Genomic DNA, 3180 nt, shown 5'->3' with positions numbered 1-3180 from the left:
CATTCTTTGAATTATTTCTTTTCTGAGTTCGCACCGAATATCGGAGCGCCAAATGATTAGGAATCGCAAGCCCAAGGAGTGGACGGCGGCGGAGATGCAGCTGCTTGTCGAATTGGTCAAACAAGGAGCGAGCACCTCCGAAATCGCTGCCGCTCTTGGGCGGTACACCGCGTCGATCAAGCGGGTAGCGCGAGATATGTGTCTGCTGCTGAAGAAATGATCGGGCCTGAAACCGCCGGTTCAAGCTGGGGGGCGTTTTTTACTTGTGCACACTAGTGAATATTGAACGCAGTGATAATTCTGTCATGATGTTTGCTGTATTCAAATCATTTTATGGGCTGAGGATATGATGAGTACCCTTGATCAAGCCGATTTCCATCGCACCATTGCCCTCCAGCAACGATTGACCTCTCTCAAGAATCAGATGGGCGAATTGGCCAGCCTGCGGAACCGACTGGCGCACGCTGAGTTGCGGCGCTCTCGATTGAGGAGGAACCGGTTGGCTTTCAAGAAGGTCGCTCGACACCGCACCTGATAAACCTTCCCTCTCACTACACAGAATTGCGAGGATTCCGCTTCTAAGCCCAATTTTTGGGAAGCGTGGGTCGCGTGATTCATGGAGCGGAAGCCGTTTGAGAGCATGTCTCTTGAAGAGCTGTGGCAATTGCACACGGTTGTCAATCATATTCTCGCCGAAAGACTCGTGGCGAGAAAGCAGAGCTCGAACGACGACTGGAGCTCCTCAATGGAGGAGACAAAGATGATTTCCAATGAGGCCGTTGCAATCAGCCCGCCGGTTCCCGCTGGCGGGCTTTCCTCGTCATGACAGACAGGCCACAATGGCGAGAGCTACGTCATAGTCCAAGTCACCCGAATACACCCAAAACAGGATCCCAGCACCAAGGGCGAGTACGAGCGCTTTGAGTGCAATCATCTCAAGTCCCTCTCTTTCCGATGGAAAAGGTTGAGCCCTGATTGTTTCCAACCTGCTTCGACGGGACCAGCAAATGGTTTCGTTCACCTAGCCGTTATCCGCTGATCCGCCGGTTCACGCTGGCCAGCCACTGTGCTAACGATTGTAGCGCCGCGTCGATCGTGCGGAACGTCGCGGCAAGGCCGCAGGATCTGTACCAGAGCAGCGCCTGCGGCCTTTTGTTTCGATCGACATGCGTTTGTGGGAATTCCGCCGCACTTGAGATGATTGGGAGGAAGGGGCGGAACCTCATCTCGTCAGCCGGCTTATCGGAACGGCGACGGTCTCGGTATTGCGGGGCAAGAGCCTGTCCGGAGGCCTCAGCATCATTACGCCCCCCGGCCCGATGCTGAGGCCGCCACGGACTCTATTGCGAGCCTCTGGTTTCCACTCTGGAAGTGCGGCCGAACACCGCGATACCCGCCTCCTGGCAGACACACTGCGCGACAGGCGCACCCCATCAGGCCAACGATTGGCAGTCCGAGAGAAGTGCCGGCCGTAGTGGCAGTAGACCACGGCGCCGGGCAGGCCCATGCTACGCATTTCGCCGAAGGTGATCTTTAGCGGACGGCCATCAGGTGCGGGGGCGTGTGGCGTCGGACAGGGTGGCGGCGTGCCTCGGTTCCTGATGTAGACTTAGAAGTGTCCTAATTCGCTTTCTTTGCCGAACTGCTGGCGAAGAAGAGCCAGTAACGATGACCGGGCGCGATGCGCCTGAGAAACCAGAGACCAGAAACAAAAGCCTCTTTCCCTCGAAGAATTCCGTCAGATGGTCCCGCGAGTCATCGAGCAGCAGCGGAAAATCCTCGACAATCTCCGCCGGGAACTGACGTAAGGCCTCCTCAGCTGGCGGCTAATTTGCCGCTGCGATTATGCGGAGGCGAGGCCCAGCGAGCCTGTCCGATGGCACCGAGGACGAGGTGAGTTTCGTGTCAGTACGCTGAGCGCGGTCGCAATTGGGACAGACGAAGAAGTGAGCGATCATCACCGGCTCACCAGCTCATGTTCACGTGGCAGTTGGGACAAATCTGGGCTTCGAGCTCCCCCCAGTGAGTTCCTCAGATTGTTCATGCCTTGCCCCCGCGTTGTGAGAACTGTAGCAGGTCCGTAAGCTCAAGGCGCGTCAAATGATGCACAACGATAGCAGATTGAACGAAGCCGCTGGCGCGGCATGTAGGAAGGCATAGCAAGGATCGCCTCCTGTCTGAGAGGATTGCGGGTTTTCGAAGCCTAACCCTTTAGACAGGAGGTTTTCCGATGGCTGAGATCAGCCCGCTTCGCCGCCGCATGATCGAGGACATGACGGTCCGCAATCTGTCACCGGCGACGCAGCAATCCTACCTCAATGCCGTAGCGAAGTTGAGCCGATATTTCGGTCGTTCTCCCGACCGCCTCGACCTGGAGGATATCCGTGCCTTCCAGGTTCATCTGGTTGCGACCGGGATGTCCTGGTCGGCGCTGAACCAGATCGTCTGCGCACTGCGGTTCTTCTACGGTGTGACGCTTGGTCATGACACCGTGCCGGAGCGCATCGCCTATGCGCGTAAACCACGCAAACTGCCGGTCGTGCTGAGCGCCGACGAGGTCGTCCGCTTCCTGGAAGCAATCCCCAGCCTCAAGAGCCGTACCGCGTTGACCACCGTCTATGCCGCGGGCTTGCGCGTATCGGAAGTGGTCCTCTTGAAGGTTGTCGACATTGACAGCCAACGGATGTTGATCCGAGTCGAGCACGGCAAGGGCGGCAAGGACCGTTACGTTATGCTCTCGCCGCAGCTTTTGAGGATTCTGCGGACGTATTGGCGGCTCACTCGGCCAAAACGATGGCTATTTCCCGGCCGCGATGACGAGCGTCCGCTCGTCCCTAACGTGCTGCACGCCGCCTGCCGTTCAGCCTGTGCTGCGGCCGGCTTGAGCAAGTCGGTGACAGTGCATACGCTGCGGCACACATTCGCGACTCATCTGCTGGAGAACGGGGCCGACGTACGCATCATCCAGGTGCTGCTCGGCCATGCCAGTCTGGCCAGCACGGCGCGCTATACCCAAGTCGCCACAAAGACCATCAGCAATACCCCAAGTCCACTTGACCGGCTCCGCCTGGAGGTCGTGCCGCCCGGCTGAGCGGACCTGATGGCTCCGGTTCTGGAAGTGGCAGATATCTTCCGCCGCTACGGCGAAGCGCTTCGGCAAGCCCGTGCCGGGCATCTGGG

At 58.2% G+C, this 3180-nt stretch carries 2 protein-coding genes and 1 pseudogene; all 3 read left to right on the top strand.

The annotated features are described in order from the left end of the window. The first annotated feature begins 52 nt into the window (after positions 1-52). Entirely contained in the window at positions 53-220 is a 168-nt protein-coding gene (locus tag XF30_RS38035) for a hypothetical protein (RefSeq protein WP_158284347.1), read from the top strand. 2010 nt (positions 221-2230) lie between these two features. After that, positions 2231-3091: a tyrosine-type recombinase/integrase gene (locus tag XF30_RS11055; RefSeq protein WP_109142692.1), complete on the top strand. Its 861-nt coding sequence runs from the start codon at positions 2231-2233 to the stop codon at positions 3089-3091. Between the two features lie 6 nt (positions 3092-3097). Further along, positions 3098-3180 (top strand): annotated as a pseudogene (locus XF30_RS40085) (transposase); the annotation flags it as partial.

This window comes from Bradyrhizobium sp. SUTN9-2 (genome assembly GCF_003122645.1).
GTDB classification, from domain to species: Bacteria; Pseudomonadota; Alphaproteobacteria; order Rhizobiales; family Xanthobacteraceae; genus Bradyrhizobium; species Bradyrhizobium yuanmingense.
The sequence above is the reverse complement of the archived record's forward strand: the minus strand, read 5'-3'. Positions and strand labels throughout refer to the sequence as shown.

Excerpts from the sequence above, each read along its gene's own strand:
- XF30_RS38035 (WP_158284347.1), top strand. The coding sequence starts at position 53 with ATGATTAGGAATCGCAAGCCCAAGGAGTGGACGGCGGCGGAGATGCAG.
- XF30_RS11055 (WP_109142692.1), top strand. The coding sequence starts at position 2,231 with ATGGCTGAGATCAGCCCGCTTCGCCGCCGCATGATCGAGGACATGACG.